This is a genomic window from Leptospira saintgironsiae (genome assembly GCF_002811765.1).
Classification (GTDB): domain Bacteria; phylum Spirochaetota; class Leptospiria; order Leptospirales; family Leptospiraceae; genus Leptospira_B; species Leptospira_B saintgironsiae.
On sequence record NZ_NPDR01000016.1, the window covers coordinates 1 to 24,277 of the forward strand.

Here is a 24,277-nt window from a genome sequence, read left to right on the forward strand (position 1 = left end):
CGTAATGTTTAGCTCCTATTGGGGAATTTGAAGGGTCGTTTGTACTTACGTTGTGCGGATTAGTATCTACGAATATGGACCTTTTTAGTAGGTTTTGGGAGGGGGTGTGTGAATTACAGGAATTTTGCATTTTATAGATACCAGATTTTACGCAGAATACATTTTAACTTTTGATCGGTAAAGAATAAAGATATAGAGCTATGTCGGACTAAATGATTTAAGATTTATTAATATACGCTGATTTTTCGTTGCCTGCTCGCGGCCTGTTCTTCAATTTTGGAAAGATATGCTTGTTATTTGCTTAGTATCGATATATTAGCTTCAATTGCCAATTTGCTTGAAATTATCGGTTTCTGACTTTGATGAAAGTCCTAAAACTATACGTTATGCTTTCGGGTCTATTTTGAAATAATCCCAATATAATAATAGGTCTGCTGAATTTCTCTATAATGTTAGAATTTCTGATCAAAGCTGATCGATTTGCTTTATGTTTAAATAATATACGCTATTTTTTCTTGCCGTCTCGCAGCCGTTATTTCAATTTTGGGTGGCTATGCTTGTTATTTGCTTAGTGTCTATATTTTGACTTTAATTGCCAATTTGCGCAGAATTTTCGGTATATAGCTTTAATGAAAGTCCTAAAACTATACGTTATGCTTTCGAATCTATTTGCGAAAAGCCAATACATTGCTATTTTATCACTTTTATTAGCGCTATAAGAATTTCTAATTAAAGATTATTGATCCGCTTTGCGTAACAATAATAGACTCCTATTTTTCGAGCCCGTCAATTAACCCGTCATTTCAATTTTGGTAATTTGCATAAGCGAATGATTAGTATGATTTATTTTACCTTGAATTGGCGATTTGATCAATAATATTGAGTACCGACTTTTACGAAAGTCCTAAAACATTGAGATATGCGTCTTTCTTATTGTTGAAATGAGGTTAGAGGATTTGCTTATTATGACTATGGAAGAATTAAATTACAATTATGAACTAATTGAAAAAGAGTTTTGGGAGCAGATGATTGAACCTATTTTGAATCCTATCAAGAAAAAGGTGAAGGAAAGCATATATAAGCAAGACGGAAGGCCAAAGTCGGATGACCGTATGATATTCTCTGCTTTAATTTATAGAGCAATTTTTAAGATCTCATGGAAGAAGATACCGGAGTCCTTTGGAAGTCGTTCTGTAATTCATTCTCGGTTTAAAGTTTGGTCTGAATCGGGGAGGCTATTAAAAGTAAAGAAAGCGGTCTGTGGATTCTATGAAATTGATGGTATAAAATTAGATTGGACTTATCTTGAAGGGAAGCGAGTTAAAACCAGTGTTGATAATGATCCTAAAGGTAAGTCCAAAAAGAAATTATAAGACTTACTTTTTGCGAGACTTCTCTTCTGAGGCAATAGATACGTTTAATAATTCTTTCGGATGCACGCCGAGGGCGGTAGCGATTAGGAAAATGCTTTCGAGATTTGGAGCGTTTACACCCGATTCTATTTTTTGATAAGTCCTAACTCCCATTGCTAACCCTGAGATTGCTTCTTGCGTTAATTTCTTTTCAATTCTCAATTCCTTTATTCTTTTTGAAACCTTTTTCTTGAAAGCGGAATAATCCATTGCTGATTATTCTATTCGATTGCCGTCCTTATGACCACGGATAGAAGAACGCGTATAAAAATACGTGTTGCCAGATCTGTGAAGTCAGCTACTTTTTGACAAAAGCGGAGTGTCGGGAGAGTAGAATGCTCAATAAGCTAATATTTTTTTCTACAGTATGGTTTATACTTTCGTGCAGTACTTTACCAGTTCGTGTCTACGGAGCAATTTCCAAACAAACGGGTTCGGTCGAGGCTTGTGCCAATTACTTAGCTGGAAATTCTAATTCTATAAAGGAAGCTTTGAACGAGTTGTCTGAGGATGACAGATTGCTTATAGAAAAGCAAAACACACCTATTACAATCCAAATCCCAGTGCTAAGCTTTAACCCATACGTGGGAAGGGCTGAATTATATTATTCGAATGGGGATATAGCACATTATATACAAACTGTAGAAAAACAACTTTCTCCCAAAGAGATTATTGAGTGGAAGTGTGCAGAAAGAATTCGTATGGAAATCGACGATAAAATTGGAAACGCCGAAATAATGTACATGCTCAATCCTATGAATTCGATAGCGATTTTAAAGGAAGTGCACGAAGCGACTAGTTATTATTCAAATTTAAGTAAATCCATTATTGGTAAATCAGATCTTCTTAAAAGTTATTTATATCTTCCAGTGATCGGTTGGATGAGCCAATCTAGAGGTAATTACTATTATGCCTGTGAACTCTTAGCAGTAGCGGGTTCTATTGCTCTTGAAGCAAGTTTAAAAGGTAATGATCCAAATCTCAAAAAAGCCTTCCTTAGCAGTTCCGCAATGGCAGCGGGACTGGAAAGAGCTTCTTATTGTTCAGGTAAAAGATAGCTTCTTTTGAATTATGAAAACTAAGGCATGAAACATGAGGTGCTCAAAAGTTGTAAATGTTAGATTTTTGTTAATTACAATTCTTAATTTCACCTTTTGTACTTTTGATTCATCATTTACTCAATATGGACCTGGAAAGCCATCAATTCATGATCTAAGAATTAGTTCTAATTGTCCGTTCAACCTTCCCGTTTCATTGTATCCAACTACCAGTAAATTTTCGCAAATTATTGAGAGAGAAGGTTATACATCCGGTTACAGCAATTTTTACAAAACATCCCTCTGGGTTTGTGAAGAGATAACTAAGGAAGAATTAATGGGAGATGCTAAAAGAAAAGATAGATTTCTATCTGAGCCTAATGTTCTACCAGGTAATAGAGCTGAGTTGTCGGATTATAAAAGCTCCGGATATGATCGTGGTCATTTGGCGGCAGCAGATAATTATAAGAATGATCAAAGATTGAATGATGAAACGTTTTTCTTATCGAATATTTCACCGCAAATTCATATTTTCAATGCTGGCATTTGGAAGAGATTGGAACAGCAAATTCGTGATTGGGTTAAGTTGCACGGAAAAATTTACGTAATCACAGGGCCTCTTTATTTAGAAAGAGGCCAAGAAGCTTTAGGATCTTTATCAAGGTTAAAATTTATTGGGAAGAATAAGGTCGCGGTTCCTTCTCACTTCTATAAAATTTTAGTGAAAGACGAAAAGGATATTTCTGTTTTAGCGTTTGTCATTCGTCACGAAGCATCTTCTTCGAAAGTGCAATTATATACATTTCTAACTTCTGTGGATTGGATAGAAGAGCATTCTGAAATTAATTTTCTTCCAGCATTACCTGTCACTGAGGAATATTTAGAAAGCAGGGTTGGCGAGTTTTGGTAAAAGATTTCGCTCTTCAATCATTTAAGATTTGGTATTGAAGATTGATCGAGTAACGATTTGAACCGACATTCGTTCAAATAGTTCCCTGAGTAATAAATTTAAATTTCATTTCCAGATTTGTAGCAATCGTTTCAATTTAAAAATATTTCCTAATTCTTTATTTCTTTTTGACATATTTGTCTCGGAAGTTCGCATTAGATTCAGTAGTGGATCGCGTAACGCATTCTTTTTTGAGCGTTATTTATTCTTGATTCATGTCCCCATAGGGATGTATAGGTATGCGACAAAATAAAAAAGTTCCAATCGCCATAATCGTTTTAATAGCCTCTTTCTTTTTCATTGCCTGGAATCCATTACGCCCCATTTTGAATTACTTTGCTTCCGTGTTTTCCGGTGGAGAAACTAGTATTCCACTTCCTTTACCGAATATCCAAATTGGGATAACAGGAAAGCCAAGTTTATCTTTGGGCGTCCAAGTCCCTCCAGGAGCTGGAGATTTAGTACCCTCGATTACAATCGATTATACAGCGAGTGGAACTCAGTCTATTTTGGGAAGTGGCTGGAATTTAGGAGGATTTCCGAGAATTTTAAAAAATCCTAATTTAGGAATCCACTTTGGGGCAACCGACGGTTATAGCTCAAGTCTTTTGGGAGAATTGATTGAGACAAGCGCGAGCGGTGTGTACCGATCCAAGATGGAATCTTTCTATAAGATTAAATTAGATGGAAACGTTTGGGTTTTCCAAGATAAATCTGGAATTACTTACGAATATGGTAGAAATGATGCTAACGGTTCCGGATCAATCATCTTAAGTAATGGGGTTGCTATTACTTCCTATTTAGATAAGGTCAGAGATTCCTTTGGAAATGGCTATGATATCATTTACAGTTCAGACACTGCTATTTCTGACGAACCTCTTCCTCAAGAAATCAAATATGCCAGAGGAAACGGTAGGATCGTTTTTTCCTATAAAGACCGCTCTAGTGGTTTCCGGGAACAGATCTTCTATCTTACGAAAGCTGCCTTTAGAAAGAAACTTCTAGATAAAATAGAAGTGTATGCTAAAGATTCGAACGGTTCGGAACAGCTAATTGAAACATACGATTTAAACTATGATACTACAGATCGAGGGCCTATCTTATCTTCCTTCGAAAGGGAGAATTATAAACCAATCAATTTCTCTTATACAGAAAGAACGACTCAGGTCAATCTATTCAATTCGAACGGAAAGAATTATGATGTTTCTTTTCAAGCTATGAATCCAAATGTTCAATCCAGCTGCGCTGCTACGCAGTCAGCCTGTTTGTGCACTGCAGTCCCTGGTTGTTTGGCACAGACATTGGGGTATGCTAAGCTTTTATGTGCACAAGGAATTGCTTCTTATCAAAACGTTTGCACTTATGGGGTAACTTCAACATTCGTTGCTCCAGCAGATACGGACGGGGACGGTTCTCCGGAATTGGTAAAAATTACAGGAAGCATGACGAATCAAAAGTTCTCGGTTTCCAAGTTATCTGAATGGGAAGCTACTACTAGTAATCCAATTTCTACAAACACTGCCACTGTTGGGGAACATATTGGAATTACAAGTATAGGGAAAATACTCCCAGGTGATTTTAATGGAGACGGAAAGAGCGATTTTCTCATTTTAAAGAATAACGGAGAAGCCCTAAAAGTTTATTATGGGCCTAATTTCAGTTCTGCATCATATTCAAATATAACCGCTCAAAATTTAAGTTCTGGATCCTCAATTTCCAAACATTTCGTTCTTGATGTAAATGGAGACGGCAAAACAGATTTTATCCAAGCCGACAATAATAACAACCTACTTGTATATACTTCTACTGGCTCTGGGTTTCAAAAAATCCAAACATTAACCATTTCTCCTTATGGAACTTCGTTCCAACAGTTTGTGGATTTGGACCGAAATGGAGTCCCCGATTTTGTAAGGATCAACGATTCCACTTCCCAGGAGCTTATTGTAACCTTTTTGGATTTCCAAAATGGGTTACTTAAAATAATAGAAACGAATAAAATTTCAAGAACCGATTTCGGTAACAAGGGTGACCAGTTCTTTTCAGACTTAAACGGAGACGGATATCTGGACTTTGCATTTTTTTCTATGCCAGGTAACCAAGGAAGTATCTCTTATTATCCATTTACGGGGAGAACTTTTTTAACAAATGGAGCAAGTCCTCTTCAAACTATCAACGTTAATGGAGCGTTTGCCAATAAAGAGTCTGGTTCAAGTTCCAATACGGTTTATGTAGAGGCTGATCTTTCTGGAGATGGAGTGAAAGACAGAATATCTTATGATAATACCGACCTTTCCAACTCATTTTTTAATGTAGAAATTTATGACTCGATGAATTCCAAATACCTAACTGCTTTCAAGGTATATTGGAACCAAGATGTTTCTAAAGATTTGAATGGAGATGGCGCTTTAGATACTCTTAGAGCTAATGTAACGAGCATAGATCAGACTGATTCGAATGGCGTAGTAACAACTGTTACTACCTATAAGTTTATCGTCACGATTGCTAACGCAAGTTCCTATGATGTAGCCATAGATTTAGATTCCTATATACCTTCCACTTCCAGTAGTGGGGATTCGAGTTCTATTTCTTATTTTAATTGGAGGAATCGAAAAGACTTCATAGACCTAAATGGAGATAATAAAGCTGACTTCTTGAGATATGATGCTGCGAACGGTGTTTTGGCGGTTTCTTATGCGAAATCGGATTCGAATGGGTATGTTACTTATTCGGAAAATGGAGACGATAGCTGGACTACGGGCGGATACTTCCTATCGCTCGATACAAACTCAGATGGTAAGCCGGAGATTTTAGGATTAAAGGGGAATAAAGTAAATCTTCAGACTTCCGTTTCGAGTAGCGCTCCTGGAATATCGAGCATCGCTTACAGAAGTTTTCCTTATGAATCCAGTTTAGAATTGCATTATATTCGATTCAATCAAGCACTTCCAAGCGGGCTTCTTTCGAACGTTGAAAATGGATCGTATTCCTCTCAGGGTAATGTAAAATTAAATTTAGAATATCAACTTTCGAAAAATCATCCGGGAGCAATTCAGCCGAGTTTGTATAATTCTTCTTTTCCTCAATTTATTCCATTTGGGGGAGCCGATTATCTAACTACGAAGTTAACTCAAAAAACCGGGGATACTATTTTAAGTTCGGGAACTTATTCATATTCGTTTGCCAGATTTTACTTAGGAGGTTTTCGAAACTCTACCTACATCGGTTTCCAGAAAATGACTCAGACCGATTCGATTTTGAATCAAACGATAGAGATAGAATACAATCCAAGTTTTATTGAGATGTCCGGAAGACCTACATATCAAAAGATTAAAAAGAATGGAATTTTACTTTCTGAATCTACATGGAGTTATAATAAATCTTCTTCAATCTTTGGGGGAGTTTTAGTATTACCTGGAGATACTTCTGAGATAAAATACCAAGCAGGGAACATTTTCTCTTCTTCATTAATTTCGAAAACCTACGATTCTTACGGAAATATTTTAAACAAAGTAACATCCATAAATGGAACGATATTGTCAGAAAAGACAACGTATCTAAATGACTGGAGCCAAAGCATTTTAGGAAAACCGACTGAAATTCAGCTGTTTAAGGATGGAGAATTACTATCTGATAAGAAGTTTAATTATTCCGGTCGATTAGTATCTGAAGTTCGAGAATTGGTTTCCGATGGAGTTTGGAAAAGCCAATATATTCAGGCTTACGATGAATATGGAAATCCAACTTCGGTTCTTGATTCTAATGGGAATACAAATTTAATAGAATATGATTCTATAGTATTTAAGTATCCAATTAAGATTACCAATTCCCTTGGCCATATTTCTTTAAAAGAATATAATTTAACCACTGGATTGGAAGTTTCTAACACTAATCCTAATGGATCTGTATCGAAAACCGAATATGATATTTTTGGTAGAGCAACCTTAAGCTATCTTCCGGGAGAATCGGAGTGGTCTGAGAAGGTAGGGTATGAAAATACAGGGGACTTAGAGAATAAGCTAGTAAGAAAGACTTTTCGCAGAAGTAACGGCCAAAGTTGGCAGGAAGAATCTAACAATATAATTACTGGAATCACTAAAAAACGAAGCAGTTTAGTGAACGGATATGTGCTTGTGGAAGAAACATACAGTAATCCTCAAGGGCAAACTGTAAAGAAAGTGGATTCTTATTTAGAAGGATCAAACCCGTTTTCTTGGACGAGTTTTACTTATGATGCTGAAGGAAATATGATCCTTTCTGAAAGGAATGATGGATCTTCTACTTCAGTTTCTGTAGCAGGGTTGACTACCACAGTGAAAGAGTCGAATGGCGGTAATGTTATTCGAGAAAATATTGAAGTAAAAAATTCCTTAGGGCAAACTGTATCTTCTATACAACAAGGAAAAACCACTCAATATAAGTATGCATCGAATGGTCAAATTTCTCAAATCATAGATCCAGAAAATGGGATTACTTACATCCAGAGTGATTTTGCTGGGAGAAAAATAAAAGTCATTAGCCCGGATTCGGGGATAACCCAATACATATACGATTCCAATTCAGGAAATCTTCAAGAACGAAGGTTAGCGAGTGGTTCTAAAATCCAATATTCCTATGATGTATTAGGCAGAGTTACGCAAATAACAGGAATTGGTCCTCAAGGAGAAACGGTAGATCAAGTTTATGAATATGATAGTCCGTCTGCAGCGAATGGAATTGGTCGTTTAACTAAAGTAACCGATCCTTTAGGAACTACTGAATTTGAATATAATGCCTGGGGTAACCAAACACTTCTTAAGAAACATCTTTCAGAAGAAGACTTAACCTTTATAATTCAAAAGAAATATAATCTTCAAGGCCAAGTCGAAGAATTTACTTATCCGGAAGGAAGTATTGTCAAAAATCTCTATTCTGAAGCCGGTTACCTTTCTGCTGTGACTTTGACTCCGGGAGATGGTAGCGGTTCCGATTTTCCAGTAGTTCAATACGCCGGACCTACGGTAGAAGATGGGCTTTTGAAGATTCAGAGAATTTTGGGAAATGGAGTTAGTACAAATATTTATTATAATCCAGTGAAGAAAAATCTGGTTCGTATCCAAACAAGTAAAGACTCAGATTCTTACCAAGATTTGAATTACAGTTATAATGATTATGGAAACTATTCATCAATAACCGATAATAAAAATCCAGTTCGGTCTCAAAGTTTCTCCTATGATTCAATCGGTCGTCTTATTTCTGCTACCGGAGTTTATGGAACAGAAATATACCAATATTCTGATTCAGGTAGGCTTCTTAAAAAAGGGAATTTGACTTATTCCTATTCGAATAGTTTGCATAAAAATGCAGCTACGGATGTTAGTGGAAATGGTCTTTCTTATCATTACGTTTATGATAGCGCAGGAAATGTAGTTAATAAAAACGATGAATCGTTTTCTTACAATCCTTTCCAAAAATTGAAACAAGTGGATACTGCTAACGGGGAGACGGTCAAGTTTGATTACGATTTTACCGGAACACGTATTCGAAAAACCAGAAGTAGTGATGGAACTAAGACGATTACATTGGGTGGGATTTATGAAATCGTTTTAACTCCAGGAAAGTCTCCGCAGCATACTCTATATTTCAAAGGAAATTCCGGAGATTTAGTCGGTCAGTGGTCAAGACAGAACCCAGATCTAATTTCTTACGGAAATCAAGAACTCGTAGCTTCTTCGGGGCTCGGATCTCCTTGGAATACGTATCTATGGCAATCGAAGGATATTGTTATTCGAGGAATTAAGTATCTGCTTTTCGTTCCTGGGGCAAATATCGCATTTTTATATATTACAGTATTTTTAGGTGTCGCGTTCGCGTTACTTTCATTTGGCGACGGACTTTGGAAATTAACGATCAAGTTTATTACACCTATTTTGATAATCTCCTTTTCTAACTGTTCCATCGCTTTACCAGGAAGCAACGGTAATGCCCCCTGGACAATGGCACCTTACATAGATCCTGGAGCAACAGGGATTGGAAGCCCTTACGAACCTGGCTCTGGGGCAGGAATACCAATAACTGGATTTCTATTTCTACATCCGGATCATTTAGGATCTATCGTTATGGCAACTGATGGATCGGGAAATCGAGTCACAGGCGGAGTCCAATCCGGAGCATCTCACGTTTCATATAAACCTTACGGAGAAATTCAAAGAGATGATTCTTTCGGTCCTGATGTATTTAGATATAAGTATACATCCCAAGAAGAAGACCGAGAGACTGGATTATATTATTATAAAGCGAGATATTACGATCCGATACTCGGTAGATTTTTACAAGCGGACTCTGTAATCGATGGAAGTCGTCCAACAGGAATGGATCTTTATGCCTATGCAGAGGGAAATCCGATAAGTTACACAGATCCAAGTGGTCACAGTATTCTCAGTTCTTGGCTAAGTAGTAATGGTTTAGGCTTTTTAAATTTCAGTTTAACACTTAGCAGCGCAATGTTGATCTTGAATCCAGTGGGAGCCATAGGCACAGCTCTTGGCGGAGTAATAGCTGGGGGCGCTGCAGGATCGGCCGCTGCTATGATAGCTGGATCTACGCTCTTGGGCGCAGCTGCATTAGGAGCGGGCGGAGCGGCAATGGGTTCGGTCGTTGGAGGAAGCACTGCTCTTGGGTTAGGTTTAGCCTCTGGAATAATTGGCGGGTCATCTGCACTATTCGGATCTTCCGCACTTGTAGTAGCCGGAGTGGGTGCCGCAGTAGTAGTTGGTTCCACAGCGCTTCTTGCAAGTTCTGCAGCGGCCATTGTCGGGGCGGCTGGCTTGGTTATAGGAGGGGTTGCTTTGATTCAAGCCACTGTTCTTGCCGCCGCAGCTGCTGTTATAGGAGTCAGTGTAGTACTAATGGCAGCTGCATTGGCTATGACCGTTGCAGGCGCGGCAATCATCGCGGGACTTTTTGCTTTAGGTGTTGCATCGATGTTGGTTTTCTCTGCACTAGCAATGGCAGTAGGTGTAGCATTACTTGCTTCGGCTGCAGTTCCAATACTTCTCTATACTGGATTAGGAGTTGGAATCCTTGCAGCAGGATCTGTATTGTCTCCATTTACTTTTCAAGCTTATATTGTGGGGGGTTATTCTAAATCGAGTTTGAATCATTTACGCTGGAATGAGAAGAATGCGAGAATTGCTGGTTGTTACGCAGCTGCAGTCTCTTTCGCTGTCACTGCCGGATCGATTGCCTTTTTTGGGATGCCGGGATTGGGTGTGATGCCAGGAAACGTTCCTGTATTTGGTAGTTTTAATTATATAAGTAGTGTCCCATTGTTTGAAACGAGTATTACATTAAGTAAAATATTACAATTCTACTCTGGAGGTTCCGCAGGTTATAATTTATCGCAAGGTAATTATTTAGAATCATTTATAAATACAATTGATATTTTTAGTCCAATTCCAGTTGGATTGATTGTAAAAGGTGCCGAAGCAACTGGAAATACATGCGGAGGGAGTTTGTGAATCGGTTGTTGATATTTATTTTTTCTATTTCGTTTATTATGAACTGTAGAGGTAATATTTTGTATTGGCAACACATGCCAAATCCAGTTTTCGATTCGAAAAATAACTTTATTAAAATCTATTTGCCAAAGGAATTTTCTGATGAAACTCAAAGGCTTTCCTATAAGGAATATATGATAGCTGTATTGAGAGAAGAAAAGGGGACCGTCTTTGAAAGAAGCGTTTTAATAAATCCAGATAGAGGATTGAATTTTTTCAAGCTTTGGAACAATCACGAACAATTCAGATTCCCTGCAGGATGTGAATTAGTTTTTCCTATATATGGCGGGGAAAATAAATACGAGGTTCGTCTCGGGAAATATTTGTATGGGTATACTACCAAAATATTTGAAGATATCAACCTTTCCGAAAACAAATCTCTGAGAATTACTCTTCATTATAAAGGATTTCCATATCCTGAACCAAAAAATTGGGACGAGCGACAGGCCAATGCAGGGCATACCTTGATTACTTTAACAGCTAGTATAGAAAGTAGCTTTTTAGAAAGTAATTATGAAAAATGTAAATTTTAATCAGGGAATAGAATTGATTAATTTAATGCTAATCTTTCATTATCGATGTTAATTAGTGGAAAATTGCTTTTGTATATTCTTTATAAAATCCCCAGGACGGGCAAATGAAAAAGATTAACCTATTTATAATTACAATATTATACGGCTTTTTAGTAAACTGCTTGGTAGTCGATACTTTAGGTCTTACTGATACCTACAAAGGTGATGTTGCTAAAAAAAGGCTAATAGATGCAGCAATGATTGGTGACTATCTCACTGCAAAGGCTGCATTCACAGCTCAAGGTTATACGGGATCAGATTTGGAATCACATATTATTGTAGATGTCTTGTATGCATCTTTTATTGATGAGTTAGTTTTCAAAGTCGATGAATCTAAATATTATAAAAAGAGAGATGTAGAAGATTGTGCAACGGTAATTCGGTCTTTCGGAGTTCTTACTGACTTTGACTCATTTACAACCTATTTGAGCAGTGACTATTGTAACATAAGCCCTAACGATTTGTATATCGATAAAAATATGGGTAAAAGTTCTAATACACCTTCGAAGAATAAGTGATAGCATTGGACTTTAATGTGCAATTAATTGCATCTTAAAGTTTCCAGGAGTTTATTAGGAAATTCTTTAATAATTTAGAATGAAAATAAATCGTCTATTTTTCCTAATATTACTCTTTCTATGCCAATGCATGCTTCCCGATCGAGATAAGCAATCGATTGATTTCCATCCAGATACAATTAGGGATGAAGAACTAAATGTTATAAAAGTCTTTAAAATATCGGATCACGATATTAAAGGGAAAATAATCTTACTTAAATCCAATTCTCCGTTCGTTGATCATTTGCTTTCTAATTTTGTTGTAGATAATACTGATTCGGCATTAATCCATCTTTCCCAGGATTATCTAGTAGGGCTAATTTTAATTCAAAACGAATCGGACGAGCCTGAATCATTCTCTCTCAAAAACCTAAATCTTCAGTTGGATGATAAAAGCTTAATTCCGTTAAAATCAACGGAATATCCAAAAAAAATTCGTTGCTTTAATTGGAAGGGGACTGCAAAGAATTTCTATAATTTTATAGCAATATCAGCAATAACAATTTACACAATAAATGCCATGTTTGCCTGTATAGAGGGTAAATGCGAAGAAATGGATTATTTAAAGCAAGAGATAGATAAAAACCATCCTTCAAAAGTTGGAGGAAGTTATTTTTCAGATTTGAATTTTGTTACAACTCTTAATTTTAATAATAAAGTTGAATCAGAAAATATTATAATAGCACCAAAGGCGGTTTCGAAGGGAGTTGTTTTGTATAGTAATCCGTTTGCATTGGAAAATATTAAAGATTACATTACGAAAGGAAACTGCACGATAGAGTAAGATTTCTATATATGAACGACTTATTAAATAGTATTTATTAGTTGCCTTTATTTTCTTTGCTTTTTAAAAAATATCTTAATCAAAATTTAATTCGATTTGGTCTATTTTATTTGGGACTTTCTTGTATTCTAATTCGTCTTCGCCAGCATGATGAATGTATTCTCTCGGATCTGAAATAGAATCATCTAACCAGCTACCTACGTTCTCTGGTAATATCATTGCTGGTTGACGATCGTGAATTTCGGCTATATGCGGATTTGCATCCGTTGTTATAAGTATAAATCCGATCCGTTTAATTCCGTGCCGATCTATAAAAGTATCTGTTAATCCTGCAAAGCCCATGATATCTGTTTTTAGTGGATATAGTTCGTATCGATTATTTCCTTTTAGCTCTAATTCACTCCATTCCCAATACGATGTTGCAGGAATTATGCAGCGGTTTCTTTTTATTAGCGAAGCCCATGTTTTAAATTTGGTCAGTTTATCAAAGCGGGCATTAATTTGTAGTTTGGGTATCCATTCGTATTTAACTCCCCAGCTTAGGTAATCGACTATAGCTTGCCCATCTATAGATCTAATAATTGGTTCTACTTTTGTTGGAAAAACTTCTTTCTCTTCTCGAAACTCACGACGTATTTGGTCCGTTTCATATCTTAGATTGAAATACTCTATTACTTGAGAGGCAGTTGCATTCAGAGCATATCTTCCGCACATTTCGATTCATATAGCTTGCTCGAATTGTAAAAGCAATTGTTTTTGTCGTAATGCTTTGAAATAATCTCTTGGTTGTAGATGCTCAATCGCCTCTTCTAAAGCCTGGATAAGTAAGTCTCGATAGAATTCTTTATGAATCAAAGGCCGATTTGTTGCTCGCAAGGCAATCTCTTCCGGTAGATACTCCCTTTTTTGTTTATATCCTTTTGTTACTAGATAACGAATTTTCTCACCAGGCTCAATTCCGATACCTTCGTTAGTTAGCAGTCGTAAAGATTGAGAAGAGGAATTATTTGCTACGTATTCGGCTGGGCTTTTTGAAATAGTTCTCCGAAGAAGTAGATCGGCAATCGGGACTTTATCTTCGAATAATGAAGTAACGTAACGATCGAAGGTTCTATCAAAGGTCGATTTCATTTTCAAAAGTGACTCGATATTTTCGCATGATTGCATGATGTCCAATATTTCCGTTTGAAATTTTTTTATATATTGAGGCATATCCTTACGGCGCACGAATACACCTCTAACTTTCAAAGCACCATTTGAAAATCGTCCAAAATACCGATTAACAACGCCGATCTTATGATCTCTTTTTGATGCCGGAAAAGACAACCAGTCGTAAACACCTTCGACCTTTAAAATGATTTTGGTCTTCTCCGAAATCTTTTTACATAGACTTAATAACTCTTCATTCGTGAATTTAGCTCGTCCTTTCTTCGATATGAATAGAGAATCTGTAATGGCATGTAGGAAAGTATATCCATTATCCTCGGCGATCTCCTTTGCAATGAGTAGGACTTCGCGTCCTATGGCGGTTACTGATTCATGGCTTTCTAATCTTCCAAATTTTGCATTCCGGTATCCTAAGTATCCGAAGGAAGTTACCAACATCCATTTTAATGCACTTTGGCGAGCATCATACGTTGTAGACAATGGTGAACCAGCATCAATCTGTTCTTTATAATACTTTCTTCGTGATAGAATATCCTCTAAAGCTTCCGATACAACGCCTCTCCGTTTACCACAGATATGATAATTCGTTCCTGGAATATAAGTCTTAACTTTCTCTTTATCGCAGCATAAACAATTTACTGTCTCCGGACTAATATTATAACCAGACATGATTGAAGGATACATTTGTGCGAAATCTAACTGTGCAATATTCTCTAAGAGTGAACCTTCACTTAAATCGGGTAGAGTTACTAGGCCGCCTTTATCAACTCGTAAAAGCTCATACACTGTCTTCGGTCGTTCAAGTGCTGCTTTTTGCCAAGGAACAAGGTAATCACCTTTCAATGCCACAGCCATTTCAATATTTGTTAGTGCAGTGCCTGTGCTGGCTCTCGCCATTCGCTGTATAGGAATTCTACTCAATCTTGCTAATTCAAAGATTCCAAGTAGGTAAGAATCTTTAAAAACGAAACTATTATTACTATCAATGTGTAATCGTCCGAATAATGGATAATTCGGAGCACGATAGATCACTTGACCATAGGTTTCGAAGGAAGTACCTTTCGTTTGTATCTTTCTTGTTATATAGCCTGGATCTCTATCTAGACTTAATCGAATTCTATGCTTTTGACTAAGGTAGAAAAGAAAGGGTAGGAGCGCCTGGTCTCCGAACGCTGACAATACTATATCGGGATCCAGTGTGCTGATGATTTCATTAATACGATTTAGTAGTATTTTCGTATCAGCGAAATACAGCTCTTCATAAAATCCGGAATCCGTTGAAAGAACAATGGGATTATTCTGGCTATAGCCAATTCGATGGTTTTGCTTGAAGAACATATCAATTTTACTAAGGACTGGTAATTCATAATCCTTATCGCAAAGCATGGAAATCGAATCGATTTTGAGCACTTTGGTGCCTTGGAATTCTATGCGAACTTTTGCTAAAGGGTAGATGCCTTTCGCATACATATAGGCAGTCGGTAATTCTACATCGGAATGATAAATATCTAATTTTTCATAGAATGCATAAAGCTTATGATAAATTTTACGAAGAAAGGATGGAATTGATAAGGAAATTTTGAGAACTTCCGTCGGTTCATTGTCGTAAAATCCTTTCTTGATAACAATTTTAGGATCAGTAAGCAATGCTCTTCGCTCACGTAATCGATCTATAAATCGTTTTTCAAAGTCTTTATTACCTTTTATGTAGAAAGTGGGATAAAAAGTATCGTGAAAATATCGAACACCATCCGCGCCTTTGACCCACAAAGTTATGGTATTCTCTAAATCATAGAGATCAATTAGATAACCTTCGTAAACATTTTCCATTAGGCACTTTTATTTTTCTTTAGATCATTTACCTCGCTACTAAGAACTACTACTGCCATGAGCAATACCGTTTCGATTGAATACGGATTTGCAGCCATTACACCTGCGGGTAATTGATTCTTAGCTATTCTCATCACGTCATCAAATGCTTCTTGGTATTTTCGTGGTAATGCTCTTCGAAAATCCTTAAATCGATCGTCTGCTAAGTGCTTAATCTCTTGGGAATAAGCTGTTACTGTCCTGCCCATTACTTGTCTCCAACAATTCTATTTCTTTCGGTAGTGTCCCAATGGATTGGCTTAAATTCGTTAAGTACGTCTGGTATATCGGATCAGATTTTTTTATCGATTCTGATATTAAAAATTTAAAACCTAAGGATTTCATAATTCCAAATTTCTCTGATAGTTTCATTAGCAGATGCCTCCGTTCGTCTTCCTTGACATCACCATCGAAAAATTGTTTCGACGGAGCGAGGAAAATGTATAAACGCGATAACACGATTTCGTTATTGCTCTCATCCAAAATGTTATTTATAAAATCTAGTAATTGATAGGGGGTGAAAGCCCTTTGGATATGCATCTGATGCAAAATTGGGAAATTGTATCCTTTAGTTGCTTCCGCGATGTCGTAAGCACGAAATCGAATGGCACAGTCAAGAATATGTATTTCTTGGCCTTGCGCGCAGAAATCTACAAGGAGGCTGTGAGAAAGCCGATTCGATGCCTTCCCAAGCAGAAGAACATTTTGTAGCGGGACTGGTCTGATTTCCTGCATGATTCATATAATACTGAGACCCTGGACAAATGTAAACAAATAGATACTATAAATCAGATTAGTTACTTCTTTTTTTACATGCAGCTATGTCGCTTTAGTGATAGTAAAGAACTTCTTGGAAAGTGAATTTTAAAAGCGATCAAGATAAAAAGAATAAAGTAGCTCCAGAAAATAATTATAGTTTCTGTATTAAATAATTCTCGAATCCGAAACAGATACTTCTGTTAATCCATTATGCAAAGGATGCGAAATAAGATTAAAAAACAAACTTACCAATCTAAGTATTCACTTCCATCTAAGAAGGGTTTAGTATAAAACTTAGCAGTCGTTACTGGAGACGAGTGTCCAAGGACCTTTTGGGCCGCAATAGATCCCGCTTTATCCAACATCCTCTGCCCAACGGTATGTCTTAATGCATGTGGATGAACTTTCCTTCCTTGACAGGTCGTTACATCCCAAGCTCCAATAATTCTCTGCAAGCTTCTCGTCGTTAAAGGAGTTCGAGTGGATTGATTTCTCTTCGGCCGAGAAAGAAAGAATATATCGGATTTAATATTAAGGATTCCGTGATATTCCCTTACTGCTTGCAGGGATTCCTCAGGTAAAACAGAAAACCCAAGCTTTCCTCCCTTTCTGGTAAATGTGATTAGGGTTTCACCTGTAGGAGCTTTTACTAAATTAGAGAATCGTAAAGATACGAGTTCCTTTGCGCGAAGTCCTGTCTTGCTTAAAATTGAAAAAATTGCCCTGTTTCTGTAATCTTCTTCAGTCTTAGGTTTTGAGAATCGTCGAGTAAGCTCTCTCATTGATTCGTTCGTTAAACCCTTTCCAAACATAGGAGGGGATGGTGGCCCGCCGGAGCCTCCTTTTTTTCGCTTTCTGGCCGATTCTATACTTACGATTTTCTTAAAGTTAACCGCTACACTCATACTACTCAAAAAAATAGCCGATTATGTATCGGTGTCAAGAAAAACGCTTGAAATGGTCTTATTTTGGATCATTTTCAATGTCCGAAATGTTACTGAAATCGGACATTGAGAAATAGAATAAAGCTTCAGAGCTAAACGATAAATGGATATTAATACCCTTAATTATATTAACGCGTTCGGAGTCATAGCTCAAGCTGTGATTTTATTAATTACGGCCGGAATTCTGATTTGGTACACGATTGAGACAGCAAAAATTAGAAAAGAAACACAACGGCAGAATATATTACTTTCTGAACAAATTGAGCAAACAAAAAATATCAATGGAATACAAGATAAAAACGAAAGACTTTTGAGTAAACCAAGGTTAAAAATCGGCGGTGGTAGTTACGATTTAATTAAAAAATCTGCTACTTTTGAAATATATAATATAGGCGCAGATATTACCATCGAAGATTTACTTGAAATAGATGGTAATGCAAAATTAAATCGAAAAGGATACTGGATGAATAAAGAAAGGAGACAAATTGATCTTAATTGGGCGAATAGTAAGATTTTCAATTCAATTGAATTTGAAATTTCTTATAAAGATAGGTTATCGCGTGCGGAAAAACTAGTATATCTTTTTACAATAAACAATGCGGGTCATATTGATCTCAATGAAAAGGAATTCGTACGTTGATTTGGGAATTTTAAGTTTGGTGTTATGGAACTACATAGATTTCATTAATTTCCATTTTGCCGGCAAGATCATAAATACTTTAAGTGGATAATGGAGTAATTTTTATTTAATAGCAGGAGCTGTGGATTCTTTTTAAATATTATAAATTTTGATAATTAATGAAAATGGATGGTAATCGTTGATGAGCGAAAAAAAGGGAGAAAGAAAAAAGACAATTAAGAAGAATGATGAAATTATTATAAATGAATCCAGCATCGATTTAGAAAATGTTGAATTTTTCAAGAATATTGTGAAGAAATTTACTGAAATTGAATCGGACCAAATAATACTTTCTATTCCCGTCTGGGGATGGCAAGATACAGGTAAGACAACATCTATATTAACTGCAGGATATTTTTTGAATTGTGTCTCGCATGGAATTTCTTTGAGTGTTGTGAATTATTTAGACGAACTTGAGAGATTGCAAGATCAGAATGATTGGATGAAAAAGAATGGAATTATTGAAGTAGCAATATCTTCAAAGTCAATCTTTCTATCTGCATCTAAAGATTTCATTGATAATAATTCTTGGCCGCCTGGGACCGATGCTCATACTCCTTATTTTTTCAGAATCGATAAACCGAACGGACAATTGGGATATTTATATATTCCCGATATTCCTGGAGGCAGTTTTCAGGATGCAACAAACGAAGCTATAGAAGTACTTGAGTCGGCCGATGGAATCGTTGTAATTATTGATCCTCAATTGTATAACCGACAAAATTCCCTAGCTAAACATTATAAAGATGAGATTCGAGGTGTTTTGTTTGCTTCAGCTAAAAGAAAAATACCGATTGCTATTTTTATAACAAAAAGTGATAATTTTTCTGGCATTGATAGCGCGATTATTGACGATGTAAATGCTACTTTAGAAATTATAAAGTCCTCAGTGGAAGCGCATGATATAGAAGTATTTAGAACTTCCGTTATAGGATTCGAAATTGTTAATGAAAAGATAGGAACGCAAGATGAGAAGAAGTTACCGGAAAGTAACACTAGAAAACCAGAACTATTATTAAAAGGTTGGATTTGGTTATTATTCAAAGCTATTCATCGTTCAATTAAAATTGGTGTTAATGACAAAATAAATTTTCATCCTTCCGTAAGTTTAGGAAATAGAAAATCTCTCTCAAGTTCAAATCCAGATATTAGAGAAATTGGGTCCTTAACTAACCAAGAATCTTATCCAATACTTTCAATACAGTCTCCAAAAGAACAATTGGATATAATATCAGCCGCAAACGATGGAACTTTGAGAAAGCAAATAATTAAAGTAAAGGATTCAGCTATTTCGACAGGAAGCGTCTTAGAGCTTGGAAAAATCACTGATCCACCGGAAGATATTTTTAACTTAAAATTTCAATATAACAATGGCAGTTTAATAGCAGGAAAGTCAAAAGAAGCAGATGTAATTTGGAGTGGCATTCTCGGCGAAGAGATAAAGAAGAGGCCAATTGAAAATACAATAGCGAGTTGGAATGCATTCTCTCAAAATGAAATTCTAACTTTAAACAATGGGGGAAAAATTAGTCTTATTTCTTTGAATGGAGATGAATGGTTAACTAAAAAGTTCATTCCTCTATTTTCTAAAAAAAGTGCAGTTTCGAGTCTCAGATATGAGAAAAAATTAAGTTCAGTATTAGCAATACACGGGACGGAAAGTGAAGGTGTTAAACTGATTGATGGGACTTTTGATGAAAGGCTGAAATATAATTTGAAAAAGAATGATGACGTAATTTTTCTACATATTCTTCCTTCGCTCGAAGTATTTGCAATTAGTAATGAGGGGAAATTACGTATATTTTCAGAAGATAATGTTCAAGAGATTGAAGGTGCTAACATAACTAATTTAGAATTGATTAGTTTTGGATTAAATAATTCCCGGATAGCATTCATTTCCGCCGACAATACGTTGCGAATTTGTTTTAAAGATAAAAAAGGTCAATTTCAAATTACGGGAAATAAGTATTCAGTTAAACTAACTGGATTACCTGATTCAGTAATATTAGACGAATCGGAAAATTATGTAATTTGTTCATTTCGAGAAGCGATGATCTGGCGAGTGTTTAAAATTTATGGATTATGATAAGGGGAAATTATTTATAGAATTATTGAAGAATCTTCCAATGGGTAAGTTTGCGGATGTAAAGCAAATTGATATTAAGAATGGAATGATGGTCAAAAGGAGGACAGTTTTTGCGTTAGGAAAATCAATAAAAGATAGAGGAGAATTAGTTGTATTAAAATGTATTTGGCCTTCAACGGCTACTGATGGTTGGCAAACTGAGTTGCTAACAAATGAAGGTCGTTTAAATCGAATAGAGAACACTCTATCAAAATTAAAAAGAGAATCTTTACCAATACCTATAGTTTTAATTAAAGATGTAGAAATATTGCGACCTAGTAATATTTTAATTATCGCAATGGAGAAATTAGAGCCTCTTTCAAGTTACATTGAAAAGGGGCTTGTTAAGGATTTTGATATTGCTAATTTACTTCGAAGATTTTCGATCACATCAGATGCGCTTAATTGGATTCATTTTGATATTTGCGTTGATAATCTGGGTATAGATGGTAATGGAAATTTCTTTATGATTGATCCCGATAGTCTTTATTTAGGTGATGAAGAGTTATTGAAAGTAACAGTGCCCGCTATGAAAGAGTTTAATCTTCCACCTGCAGTAATAGCAAAAGTACGAAATTCAACAGATTTAGAATTTACTAAAAAATTTTTATTAACTAAATTTAAATGGGAAATCTGTTTGGTCGCTCTGCAATTACATTTGCGTAAATTACCGGCTCGTGGCTTTGCTGAAAATAGTGATGAATGGCTAAATGATTGGATTGAATCCTCTTTCTCTGAAAATAAAGAATTAAAAGATTTTTGGCTTAGAATATTTGATTTGAATGTTCTCGAAAATAAATCACTGGAAGATATTTCTGTCGAATATGAGAATGTTATTAAAAATTTTAAAGCATCAGTTCCATTGGATGAATCTGATGAAAAAACAAAGGAAACTTTAATTGAGACGGAATCTACAGATAGCAATAATTTGCTAAAAGAAAATGCGGTTAAACTTAGGTCAGGTCAACTGAATTACGAAGGTATCTTCAACTATGTGTCGCTTTTGAAAGGGAGATTGGAAGAGGATGAATCAATTGAACTTTTTTGGAATGAGCTTTTAACTATAGCTATATGTTTTCTAAAGAACCCAGATCTATCGGAAGATTTTGCATTGAAAGCCTTGAAAATATTTCCAAATTCAGAAAAATTTAAAGAAAAATTACATATGATACAAGTTTGGAAGGAATTGGATTTGAGATGAGTGAAAAAGTATACCTATCAATTTATTCAAAAGGATTTCCTGTAACTAAAGATCATGGCGAGTTTCAACTTATTGTTCCGAATAATCAAAATAAATTAAACTTGGGTATCGAAAGCAATTTAGCTTTAAGTTCAAATTGGCCAGCATTTATTTCTGGTTTTTATGAAATTTCTGAAGATTTAGCTTCTAATCACAAATGCATTCTGTTTGAATCAAATCAAGCTGCAATAATTAAAGGATTTCCCGTTAGAGAAGTCGGCAAGAGAGCAAATGTAATTGTTTTAATTGGAACAATAATGCTCGAGAATAGGGAATTGAATGCTAAACAATTAGCTGCATTAGATAATTTGGTAGATTATTTAATTAAACAATATTCAACAATTCTCGCAAAAAATGATCAATATTTAATAGAGCAATTAAAGAACGGATTGTTCTTGAAGGATAGGGTATTTGAGTTAAATATTTCTCAGTCCGAAAATATCTCATGGTATTCTGATCTCCTTGAAGAAAAGAAGAAATGGGAAAATATTAAAGGATTTTCCGATAAAGATAATATTATTGGTGGGGCTAATGTTTTAATCGGAACAGAGGCGGATATATACAATGCGGGACTGCAAGGCTTGGTAGATGGATTTTACGATCCTATTTCTAAGGCCATCTTTCCAATTAATGATAAATTAAAAAGGGTCAGTATTCCTGTAGTTGATGATGATGCATTTTTAGCTTTAAAGAAGGATGTAATTGAAATTAAAGAAACGTTACAAGGTGTGCAGGTTACTCTTCAAGATATTCCAAACTTAATAATAGAAACTATCCATGCTACATTAAACAATATTTTATTTAATGCTAAGAAGAAGAAAAAATAGTAAACATCTTTATGTCTTTTTATATTTTTAGATTCAAAATTTTATTAAAAAAGATCGCGTATAAAATTATTAGACGATAGCTACTGGCAAAGTTTGAAGAACAAGAGGCTTAAAAGTGTCTACTAAAACTTAACTAAGCTAGTTCTAAGGATAAAAAGAATCATAATCCGCGCTCGCATATTTCTGCATTAAATTAATAATCAAAATCTTCAGCTTCCTAAGCGGAAAGTGCTTGATATGTCTCAGCTAATTCTCTAAGAGTTTTGGCCGTCTTTTTAAATCTTATTATAGATTTCTTTCTCTATGGATTTAAAGTATTTTATCGCATTCACTTTTGCATTGTTTACGCTCGCTGGCGGCCGGTTGAAGTATTCCCTTTTCATTTTCCGATAACAATCATGCCTAACTGGATCAAGGGTGAATTCTTCTGTAAACATGGATTCAATTTGCCTTCTGGTATTTCTGATTGCTTGTTCTCTATTTATTTTCTTATTGCCTTTTAGGTATTTGTTAGTTTTTATGAATGATTCATATTCGGACGTTGCAAAGGAGGCATTGTTTTTATATTTTGTTAATTCATCACTGGTGACTATTTTCGTGAACTTAGGCGAATTGATTTCTTTAATCATCTTATCCTTTGCTTCATTTCTTTTCTGCTTCAATTTATTTAAAGGTTTAAGCAATTCTTGGCTCATTTCTCTAATCAAAAGCCAATGTGGATGCATTTCTGCTCTGGCCCGTTTTCTTTTTTTAACACTTTTTAAGAGGGTTAGGAATTCCTTTTGCAATCTTGTAATTGTTTTTGATTTTGAAGGGAATTTGACTTCTAACTCCACTTTATGAGGCTTCTTTTCTGATCGCTCGACGAAGTTGCTATAATTAGCAATTATTCCTTGCTTTACGGAACTCGGAAGAATACTATTTTTTCTTTTTCGCTTCGTATCCATATTTCCATCCGATTGTCTTAATAATATCGAAAGCTATTTCTAGGACTTCTTCATTCGTATGATATCGTTTTAAATCTCTAACTTCATCAATAACGAAGCAGATGTTGGTAAATTCATGTTTGCCGCCTTTGTGCAAGGGGACAATTGGCGCGGCTTTTAGTTTATGATACTGATAAGTTCTTCCCGTTAGATAACATTTAAAATTTTGTTTAGCTTCAATTTTATCAAAATCTTCTGCCCTAAAGTTGTAATTGCTTTCTCTTTTTGCGGCTTTTTTCATCTGATTAGCCTCCCTGGCTATTATCAGAAATTCCATTTATTGAATAAAGAAGATTAGGGAGGTCAGAAAGGACTTTCTTGATTCTTATATATCTTGTTTTCTCCCAATGGGTGATCGAAGGTTTATCAGTTATTCTTGCAATTCCGAGTCTGCTCCAGGCCCTAACGATTCGATAAACAGTTATTCTCGGAAGTGAGCGAGATTGAATGATTGAATTTATATTTAACCATTTATCGTCCTCGAAAGAAAACCAGATTATTTTAGCTATATAGTTATAATTTTTCTCTCTTTGCTTTTTGTAATTTGGTGTAGCTTTACTGGACCAAAAATTGTCGTTTCTATCTAATTCTATAATAAGTTTTGAATATTTTTTCTGAATTAACTTTGCCTCCTGAATTATTCGAAAACTTTCATTCATATATTCCTTCTTTCTTCTTCGCTGGTTAATATCCTGTGGAATAAAGATATGAGGTAAAATTGTTTTCTTTAACCAATTTTTCTGTAAAGACATGCTCTCATATTTATTATTGACAATCCGCACATATCTCGGTATTTTTGTTTTCAACTCGGAAGCAGAAGAAGTTAAGGAATCTT

At 35.5% G+C, this 24,277-nt stretch carries 19 protein-coding genes; 11 read left to right on the forward strand and 8 right to left on the reverse strand.

The window, feature by feature from the left end; genetic code table 11:
• Positions 1-971 precede the first annotated feature (971 nt).
• A complete protein-coding gene (locus tag CH362_RS18555; RefSeq protein WP_165780293.1) occupies positions 972-1,373 on the forward strand; it encodes a transposase in 402 nt (133 codons plus the stop codon).
• Between the two features lie 3 nt (positions 1,374-1,376).
• Here CH362_RS18555 and CH362_RS18560 read toward each other — a convergent pair whose 3' ends face one another.
• Positions 1,377-1,574 (reverse strand): helix-turn-helix domain-containing protein, encoded by a 198-nt coding sequence (locus CH362_RS18560; protein ID WP_244280651.1) that lies wholly within the window; start codon positions 1,572-1,574, stop codon positions 1,377-1,379.
• Positions 1,575-1,747: 173 nt separating this feature from the next.
• Between CH362_RS18560 and CH362_RS18565 the strand changes: the two genes are divergently transcribed.
• The 6 genes from CH362_RS18565 to CH362_RS18590 all read left to right on the forward strand — a co-directional run bounded on the left by CH362_RS18565 (position 1,748) and on the right by CH362_RS18590 (position 12,846).
• Positions 1,748-2,470, forward strand: coding sequence for a hypothetical protein (locus CH362_RS18565; protein ID WP_100711811.1), 723 nt, complete (start codon positions 1,748-1,750; stop codon positions 2,468-2,470).
• A 67-nt stretch (positions 2,471-2,537) separates the two neighbouring features.
• Positions 2,538-3,359 (forward strand): DNA/RNA non-specific endonuclease, encoded by an 822-nt coding sequence (locus tag CH362_RS18570; RefSeq protein WP_165780294.1) that lies wholly within the window; start codon positions 2,538-2,540, stop codon positions 3,357-3,359.
• Positions 3,360-3,637: 278 nt separating this feature from the next.
• Entirely contained in the window at positions 3,638-10,894 is a 7,257-nt protein-coding gene (locus tag CH362_RS18575) for an RHS repeat-associated core domain-containing protein (protein WP_100711813.1), read from the forward strand.
• Complete coding sequence (locus CH362_RS18580; protein WP_244280652.1) at positions 10,891-11,466, forward strand: hypothetical protein; 576 nt, start codon at positions 10,891-10,893, stop codon at positions 11,464-11,466. Before CH362_RS18575 ends, CH362_RS18580 begins: the two co-directional genes overlap by 4 nt.
• Positions 11,467-11,570: 104 nt before the next feature.
• The gene (locus tag CH362_RS18585; RefSeq protein WP_100711815.1) at positions 11,571-12,023 is read left to right on the forward strand and encodes a TIGR04452 family lipoprotein; all 453 of its coding nucleotides are present in this window, start codon (positions 11,571-11,573) and stop codon (positions 12,021-12,023) included.
• 130 nt (positions 12,024-12,153) lie between these two features.
• Positions 12,154-12,846: a hypothetical protein gene (locus CH362_RS18590; RefSeq protein ID WP_244280653.1), complete on the forward strand. Its 693-nt coding sequence runs from the start codon at positions 12,154-12,156 to the stop codon at positions 12,844-12,846.
• Positions 12,847-12,921: 75 nt separating this feature from the next.
• On the opposite strand, the gene CH362_RS18595 is transcribed toward CH362_RS18590, so the two are convergent.
• The 4 genes from CH362_RS18595 to CH362_RS18615 form a co-directional block, all read right to left on the reverse strand.
• Entirely contained in the window at positions 12,922-13,560 is a 639-nt protein-coding gene (locus tag CH362_RS18595; RefSeq protein ID WP_100711817.1) for an SOS response-associated peptidase, read from the reverse strand.
• A 6-nt stretch (positions 13,561-13,566) separates the two neighbouring features.
• Positions 13,567-15,843, reverse strand: a complete 2,277-nt coding sequence (locus tag CH362_RS18600) for a DNA polymerase domain-containing protein (RefSeq protein ID WP_100711818.1) — start codon at positions 15,841-15,843, stop codon at positions 13,567-13,569.
• A complete protein-coding gene (locus CH362_RS18605; RefSeq protein WP_100711819.1) occupies positions 15,843-16,091 on the reverse strand; it encodes a DUF8156 family protein in 249 nt (82 codons plus the stop codon). The genes CH362_RS18600 and CH362_RS18605 overlap by 1 nt, the downstream gene beginning before the upstream one ends.
• Positions 16,092-16,886: 795 nt before the next feature.
• Complete coding sequence (locus CH362_RS18615; protein ID WP_100711821.1) at positions 16,887-17,546, reverse strand: tyrosine-type recombinase/integrase; 660 nt, start codon at positions 17,544-17,546, stop codon at positions 16,887-16,889.
• 142 nt (positions 17,547-17,688) lie between these two features.
• On the opposite strand from CH362_RS18615, the gene CH362_RS18620 reads away from it, so the two are divergent.
• The 4 genes from CH362_RS18620 to CH362_RS18635 all read left to right on the forward strand — a co-directional run bounded on the left by CH362_RS18620 (position 17,689) and on the right by CH362_RS18635 (position 22,456).
• Complete coding sequence (locus CH362_RS18620; RefSeq protein ID WP_100711822.1) at positions 17,689-18,225, forward strand: hypothetical protein; 537 nt, start codon at positions 17,689-17,691, stop codon at positions 18,223-18,225.
• Positions 18,226-18,406: 181 nt separating this feature from the next.
• Positions 18,407-20,350: a TRAFAC clade GTPase domain-containing protein gene (locus CH362_RS18625; protein WP_100711823.1), complete on the forward strand. Its 1,944-nt coding sequence runs from the start codon at positions 18,407-18,409 to the stop codon at positions 20,348-20,350.
• Positions 20,340-21,590 (forward strand): hypothetical protein, encoded by a 1,251-nt coding sequence (locus CH362_RS18630; protein ID WP_100711824.1) that lies wholly within the window; start codon positions 20,340-20,342, stop codon positions 21,588-21,590. The genes CH362_RS18625 and CH362_RS18630 overlap by 11 nt, the downstream gene beginning before the upstream one ends.
• Positions 21,587-22,456: a hypothetical protein gene (locus CH362_RS18635; RefSeq protein ID WP_100711825.1), complete on the forward strand. Its 870-nt coding sequence runs from the start codon at positions 21,587-21,589 to the stop codon at positions 22,454-22,456. The genes CH362_RS18630 and CH362_RS18635 overlap by 4 nt, the downstream gene beginning before the upstream one ends.
• Before the next feature lie 275 nt (positions 22,457-22,731).
• Here the strand turns inward: CH362_RS18635 and CH362_RS18640 are convergent, their stop codons facing one another.
• The 3 genes from CH362_RS18640 to CH362_RS18650 form a co-directional block, all read right to left on the reverse strand.
• A complete protein-coding gene (locus tag CH362_RS18640; RefSeq protein WP_125169737.1) occupies positions 22,732-23,292 on the reverse strand; it encodes a hypothetical protein in 561 nt (186 codons plus the stop codon).
• A gap of 82 nt (positions 23,293-23,374) precedes the next feature.
• Entirely contained in the window at positions 23,375-23,683 is a 309-nt protein-coding gene (locus CH362_RS18645) for a hypothetical protein (protein ID WP_100711827.1), read from the reverse strand.
• A 4-nt stretch (positions 23,684-23,687) separates the two neighbouring features.
• Positions 23,688-24,277: hypothetical protein (locus CH362_RS18650; protein WP_208859620.1), on the reverse strand; the 590-nt coding region annotated here is incomplete at its 5' end.